Origin of the sequence: Duganella lactea (assembly GCF_009857505.1) — a bacterium.
Lineage (GTDB): Bacteria > Pseudomonadota > Gammaproteobacteria > Burkholderiales > Burkholderiaceae_D > Rugamonas > Rugamonas lactea.
Window position 1 is genome coordinate 67,800 of the sequence record NZ_WWCP01000029.1, and the last position, 6,104, is coordinate 73,903.

Genomic DNA, 6,104 nt, shown 5'->3' on the forward strand with positions numbered 1-6,104 from the left:
GCATCAGAACTTGTAGCGGGCTCCGACCATGTAACGCGGACCGGCTTGCGTCACATTCAACGTCGCCGCCTCGGTCCGGCCAAACTGGCGCTGGGTCGAGTTGGTCAGATTGATCGCCTCGACCTGGAAGCTCAGCCTGTCGTTGAAATTATACCCAATGCTGACGTCAGTCTGACCATAGGCGTCGGTATAGATCGGCGCGGCGCGATTGCTGGCGTCCACCGTCGCCGCCAGGAACTTGTCGCGCCAGTTGTACGCCACACGCACCGACCACTTGTCGTCCTCATAGATACCCACCAGGTTGGCCGAATTGCTCAAGCCCAAGATGGCAAACTGGTCATTGGTATTGGCGTTGTCGTACTTGGTTGGCGAGCTGACCCAGGTGTAGTTGGCCTGGACGCCGAAACCGCTGCGACCGAACATGTGCTGCACGTTCAGCTCGGCGCCCTTGACGGTGGCCGACTTCTGATTGGAGTACGTGGTCGTGACGAAGTTGACCAGCGGATCGGTCGGCAGGCCGGTGATGTTACCGTTCAGATTGCCGTCCGCCTTGACGCCGGTTTTCACCACGCCCGGCTGACCGTCGAAATTGCCGAGGATGTAATTGCGGATGCAATTGGTGTCCGCCGGCGCGCAGCCGCCGGTGCCGATGGCGGCGTTGTAGTAATTGCCGCCGACCGGCGTGTGCAGGTTATACAGCGGCTGCGAGATCAGCGATTGGCCGGCGTAGTTGTCCATCTTCTTGTGGAACAGGGCCACCGACATCAGGCTTTGCGGGCTGTAATACCATTCCCACGACAAGTCCAGATTTTTCGACTTGACCGGTTTCAGCGCCGGATTGCCGACCGAGGCCGTGCCGCCGGTGAAGTAGTTGACGATGGTGCCCAGCGACAAGCCGCCCTGCAACTGGTCGTAACGCGGGCGGCCGATGGTGGCGCCGGCGCCGGCGCGGATCTTCATGTCCGGACGCACGTCGAAGTCCAGGTTCAAGCTAGGCAACACGTTGGTGTACGACGCGTCCTGGGTGCTGTACGAGCTGCCGGCGAAGGTGATCGGCAGTTCGTTCTGCGAGCCCCACACCACGGCGGTGCCCGGCAATACCTGCGCCACCGAGGTGACCTTGGTGCGCTCGACGCGCACACCCACCGTCGAGCGGAACGGAATGGCGGTATCCCAGTCGGTGCCAAAGGACAGGTAACCGGAGCTGGATTTTTCCTTCAGCTCACGGTCGGTGTCGGCGCTGGCGAAGTTCGGCAGGTAGCCGGCGGCGTTGCCGGTGGCCTTGGCCGTGAGCGCGCGCAGGGTGGCGAAGTCGAAGGTGTACAGCGAGCCGAACAGCTCAGGCGCGTTGTGACCGTTCAGCTCCTTGAAGTAGGAGCCCAGCGGATTGGCCTGGAAGATGCTGGCCGGGTAGTCGGAAGCCTTGCTGGCGCCGCCCCAGGTATTGTTCTGCACGTTGGAGTAGGTCGAGCGGTTGGTCGAGTCGGTGTAGCTGACGCCAAAGTTCAGGTCCGACGCTTCCAGCAGCTTCAGGCTACCTTTGGCCTGGGCCTGGTTGACGGTGGCTTTCTGCCAGCTGTTGTGGAACCACGAACCAGCGGCCTGGATCGGCTGGTTGACCAGGTCGGCGGCCGGCATGCTCAGCACCGGCAATTCCTTGGTGAAGTCGATCTTGGTGGTGCCGCGGCTGAAGCTGGCGTTGGACAGATTGTTTTCGGTGCCGAACGGGCTGTCCGCGCCGGACTCGGCGGTCGAGTGGTGGGCGTCGAATTCCAGGCGCAGATCGGCCGATGCCTTCCAGACGGTGTTGAAGCCGATCGATTTATTCTTGGTCTTGGTGCCATAGTCGCCACCGATCACCGAGATATCCTGCGGCGCGTTATACACTTCCTGATAGGTCAGCGGCGCCACCACGTGGCCGCTCGGCCAGCTGCTGGTCGAGGTCGGCGTCTGGGCGAACCAAACGCTGAGTTCGTTACGCTTGGTGTGGATCTTTTGTTCCGAATAGGTCATGTCCAGCGTCGTGGTCAGTTCCTTGACCGGACGGAATTGCAGCACCAGCTGGCCGTTGGTGCGCTCGCGCTCGATGGCGTTGACGCTGTAGCCGAAGTTTTGCGGAATGATATACAGATCGTTCGGACCTGGACGGTTGGTGATGTTCTGCGAACCAGGCTCACCCGGTTGCGGCAGCGTTTCACCCGCCTTGACCTGGTTGCCGCGGTACGGGCCCTGATACGCATTGGCCAGGCCGGCGCGGTTGAAGCCGGAGTCGCGTTTCTGGTGACTGGCGCTGACGGCGACACCAAAGCGGCCGTCGGCGCTGGTGTTGCTGTAAATGCCGGAGACTTCCGGCGTCACGCTATCGCCCTTGAGCATGCCAGGCAGATGATCGTTGGACGTGTCTTTCAGCGCCTTGCCGCCGATGCTGGCGCGCATGCCCGGGTTGTCCAGCGGACGCGCGGTCATCACGTTGATGGTGGCGCCGATGCCGCCGGTCGGGCTGTCGGCGCGGCCGGTCTTGTACACCTGCAGCTGCGAGATCGCTTCCGACGCCAGGTTGGAGAAGTCGAACGAGCGGCCGGAAAGGTCGCTCAGGTCGGTGGTCGGCATCTGGCGGCCGTTCAGCAGCACCAGGTTGAAGTCCGGGCCCAGACCGCGCACGGTGACCTTCTGCCCTTCGCCGTTGCTACGGTCGATCGACACGCCTGAAATCCTTTGCAAGGATTCCGCCAGGTTGGTGTCGGGGAATTTACCGATATCGTCGGCAACAATGCCGTCGACGATGCCGTCGGCGTTGCGCTTCATGTTCATCGTCGACTGCAAGCTGGCGCGGATACCGGTCACGATCACAGAGGGAGCGCTGGTCATGCTGTCGGTCGAATTGCTGCTGGTGGCGTCCTGCGCGTGGGCCGCGGTGAACGTGGCGCAAGCGCCGGCGACCGCCAAACTAATCAGGCGGCGCTGGCGCGGCGGTTTTGAAAACGTTTTCATGAAAGTACGCACTTCATCTCCTTGTTTTGATTTATAGCTGAATCTGATACGGGATGCCGCGGAAAAGGATGGCGGCTTGGTGATTCGCGTGAGCGAGATCCAATTTACTTCATTAATATGACAAATTAGACAAGATAAGTATCGGAGAAACGTCTCCATTCGTCAATCGCCCGAACGAATTAGCCCATAGAATAGGCGCGCCAGCTGTTGTTTCCACGCACTTGGGGCGCGTCGTCGGGGTCTTCCATCAGGCACGTAGTCATTATGACAAGCTTGGTGTATCATCGCCGCACTCTCTTTTTGGAACACGTCCATGATCGTCGCCGGCGACCAGCAGTTACTCAAGCGACTCAACCGCATGGCGCTGGTGCGCCAGGTGGCCAGCACGCCCGGCTTGTCGCGCGCGGCGCTGGCGGACACGGTGGGCCTGACCAAATCGACCGTCAGCCTGCTGGTGCGCGCGCTGATCGACGAGGGCTGGCTGACCGAAAGCGACGCCCGCACCACCGGCGCGCTGGGCCGGCGGGCGACGCCGCTGCACCTCGACGGCAGCCGCCTGGCCTTGCTCGGCGCCGACCTCGGCATCGCCGCCGCGCGCATCGTCGCCACCAACCTGCTGGGCGAAGTGCTGGCCGAGCAGGAACTACCCTACGCCAGCGCGACCGACGCCAGCCACTGCATCGCCCAGATGGCGGCCGGCCTGGTGGCGTTGGCCACCGCCCCGGCGCTGGCCGGGCGCACCGTGCTGGGCGTGGGCGCCGGCCTGCACGGCGTGGTCGACGACGCCAGCGGCATGCTGCTGCACGCGCCGCACCAGGGCTGGCGCACTATCGACGTCGCCGGCCAGCTGCGCGCGCACTTCGCCGGCACGGCACTGGCCGGACTGCCGCTGTTCCTGCAGAACGAGGCGAACGTGGCGGCGCTGGCGGAACTGGAATTCTGCGGCGCGCGCGGCGCCGATCCGCTGATCTACCTGAGCATCAACTACGGCGTCGGCGCCGGCATCATCGTCAACGGCCGCCTGCTGACCGGCCTGTTCGGCTTCGCCGGCGAGGTCGGCCACACCATCCTGCAGCAAGGCGGCCCGCTGTGCTCGTGCGGGCGGCGTGGTTGCGCCGACGCGCTGATCGGCCTGCAGGCGCTGATGGATGAGGTGTACGGCAAGCGGCAACTGTCGACGCCTGAACTGCTGGAACAGTTGTTCAGGCAGGCCGACGCCGGCGACGCCCGCGCGGCGGCGGCCGTGGCGGCCGCCAGCCGCCATCTGGGCGTGCTGCTGAACAATTTGTGGGTGGCGTTCGACCCGATGTGCATCGTCATCGGCGGCGCCGCCTTGCGGCTGGGCGAGCGGCTGATCGCACCGGGCCGCGCGGTGCTGGACGAATGCGCCCTCGCCACCCAGCTGACCGCGCCGACGGTGCGCGCGCCGCGCTTCGGCGACAACGCCATCGCCATCGGTGGCGCCGCCATGGCGCGCCACTACCTGATGCATCCGTTCGACAGCCAGGATCCGGTGCGCCGCCACAGCGGCAAGCTCGGCGAACTGTCCCCTGCCCTCGCCGCCAGCCTGCACACCTGGAACTGAGCGGCGCTCATTCCGGCACGTGGATGCGCGCCTTGATGTGCTTGAGATGGGCGACGATGGTGAAGGTCATCATCACCAGCAGCGACCACGAACTCCATTTGCTGACGTGCACCACCGACCACGCGCCCAGCTGGTTCGGATAGCGCCACACGCCCCAGAAGGTGCTGATGTTTTCCGCCAGCCAGATGAAAAAGCCGATCAGCACAAAGGCCAGCAGCAGCGGCATCTGGCGCTCGCGGTCGAGCGGGCGGAAGATCACCGTGGTGCGCGCGTACAAGCCCAGCGCGGCGGCAGCCAGATACCAGCGGTAGTCGCCGATGTAGTGATGGGTGAAGAAATTGGCGTAGATCAGCAGCGCGATCAGCACCGCCATCCAGTACGGCGGATGGTGACGAATGCGCAGATCGAACAGCCGCCACGCCTGCACGATGTAGCTGCCGACGGCGGCGTACATAAAACCGGAGAACAGCGGTACGCCCCACAGCTTGGTGTAGGCGAAATCCGGATAGCTCCATGACTGGATGCTGCCCGACACCTTGAACGCCTCCAGCACAAAGCCGATCAGGTGGAACAGGCACACGGCCTTCAGCTCGTCCCAGGTTTCCAGCTTGGCCCAGACCATCCAGAGCTGGATGCCGACCGCCGCCAGCAGCAGCACATCGTAGCGCGGCAGGCCGAACAGGCCGGCGCGCGGCACCAGCAGCACGCTGGCGAAGAACAGCGCCACGAACAGACAGGCGCGCACCTCCTTGATACCGAAGTACAGGAATTCAACGGCGAAACGTCGCCAGCCGGGTTGGTCGTCGCGCGTCGAGGCGCTCAGCAGATGGGTGTCCAGAGAGGCAAGCATGGCGACAGACTCTAGCCGCTTCAGCCGCAAAAAACAATGGGGCCGGACGCTTGCACGTCCGGCCCCATCTCAGCGGGCGGCCACGGCCGCCGGCTTACAGTCGATTACTGCAGTTTGATTTCGACATCAACGCCAGCTGGCAGGTCCAGCTTCATCAGCGCGTCAACGGTCTTGTCGGTTGGGTCGACGATGTCCATCAGGCGCTGGTGGGTGCGGATTTCGAACTGGTCGCGCGAGGTTTTGTTGACGTGCGGCGAACGCAGAACGTCGAAACGCTGGATGCGGGTTGGCAGTGGGACTGGGCCTTTGACAACGGCGCCGGTGCGCTTAGCGGTGTCAACGATTTCCAGCGCCGACTGGTCGATCAGCTTGTAGTCGAAAGCTTTCAGGCGGATACGGATTTTTTGGTTTGGTGCGGTCATGATAATTCCCTCAAAGAGCGAACTGGCAACTTTGTAGCGCCAGCAATTTAAAAAGAACGAGTTTGCTACACAGGGGCGAGATGGTATCACACCATCCCGCCCCTGGTTCAATCCGGCTTAAAAATTAGGCCAGGATTTTCGCTACCACGCCGGCGCCAACGGTACGGCCGCCTTCGCGGATCGCGAAGCGCAGACCTTCTTCCATCGCGATCGGGTTGATCAGCTTAACGGTGATCGACACGTTGTCGCCTGGCAT

General features: G+C 63.3%; 5 protein-coding genes. 1 reads left to right on the top strand and 4 read right to left on the bottom strand.

What is annotated here, in order from left to right; all coding sequences use genetic code 11:
• Nucleotides 1-3: 3 nt before the first annotated feature.
• On the bottom strand, nucleotides 4-2,991 hold the full coding sequence (locus tag GTP44_RS20125) for a TonB-dependent receptor (RefSeq protein ID WP_202424156.1): 2,988 nt from the start codon (nucleotides 2,989-2,991) through the stop codon (nucleotides 4-6).
• Between the two features lie 313 nt (nucleotides 2,992-3,304).
• Between GTP44_RS20125 and GTP44_RS20130 the strand changes: the two genes are divergently transcribed.
• Nucleotides 3,305-4,576 (top strand): ROK family transcriptional regulator, encoded by a 1,272-nt coding sequence (locus tag GTP44_RS20130; protein ID WP_161020803.1) that lies wholly within the window; start codon nucleotides 3,305-3,307, stop codon nucleotides 4,574-4,576.
• A 7-nt stretch (nucleotides 4,577-4,583) separates the two neighbouring features.
• Here GTP44_RS20130 and GTP44_RS20135 read toward each other — a convergent pair whose 3' ends face one another.
• From GTP44_RS20135 to GTP44_RS20145, 3 genes are all read right to left on the bottom strand, one after another.
• Nucleotides 4,584-5,426: a DUF817 domain-containing protein gene (locus tag GTP44_RS20135; protein ID WP_161020804.1), complete on the bottom strand. Its 843-nt coding sequence runs from the start codon at nucleotides 5,424-5,426 to the stop codon at nucleotides 4,584-4,586.
• A 104-nt stretch (nucleotides 5,427-5,530) separates the two neighbouring features.
• The gene (gene rpsJ, locus GTP44_RS20140) at nucleotides 5,531-5,848 is read right to left on the bottom strand and encodes a 30S ribosomal protein S10 (protein WP_160992645.1); all 318 of its coding nucleotides are present in this window, start codon (nucleotides 5,846-5,848) and stop codon (nucleotides 5,531-5,533) included.
• Nucleotides 5,849-5,972: 124 nt separating this feature from the next.
• On the bottom strand, nucleotides 5,973-6,104 hold a 132-nt coding region (locus tag GTP44_RS20145; RefSeq protein ID WP_478210402.1), incomplete at its 5' end, for an EF-Tu C-terminal domain-related protein.

What these genes read in the sequence shown, in the direction of transcription:
- GTP44_RS20125 (WP_202424156.1), bottom strand. Translation starts at nt 2,991, where the DNA reads ATGAAAACGTTTTCAAAACCGCCGCGCCAGCGCCGCCTGATTAGTTTG.
- GTP44_RS20130 (WP_161020803.1), top strand. Translation starts at nt 3,305, where the DNA reads ATGATCGTCGCCGGCGACCAGCAGTTACTCAAGCGACTCAACCGCATG.
- GTP44_RS20135 (WP_161020804.1), bottom strand. Translation starts at nt 5,426, where the DNA reads ATGCTTGCCTCTCTGGACACCCATCTGCTGAGCGCCTCGACGCGCGAC.
- rpsJ (WP_160992645.1), bottom strand. Translation starts at nt 5,848, where the DNA reads ATGACCGCACCAAACCAAAAAATCCGTATCCGCCTGAAAGCTTTCGAC.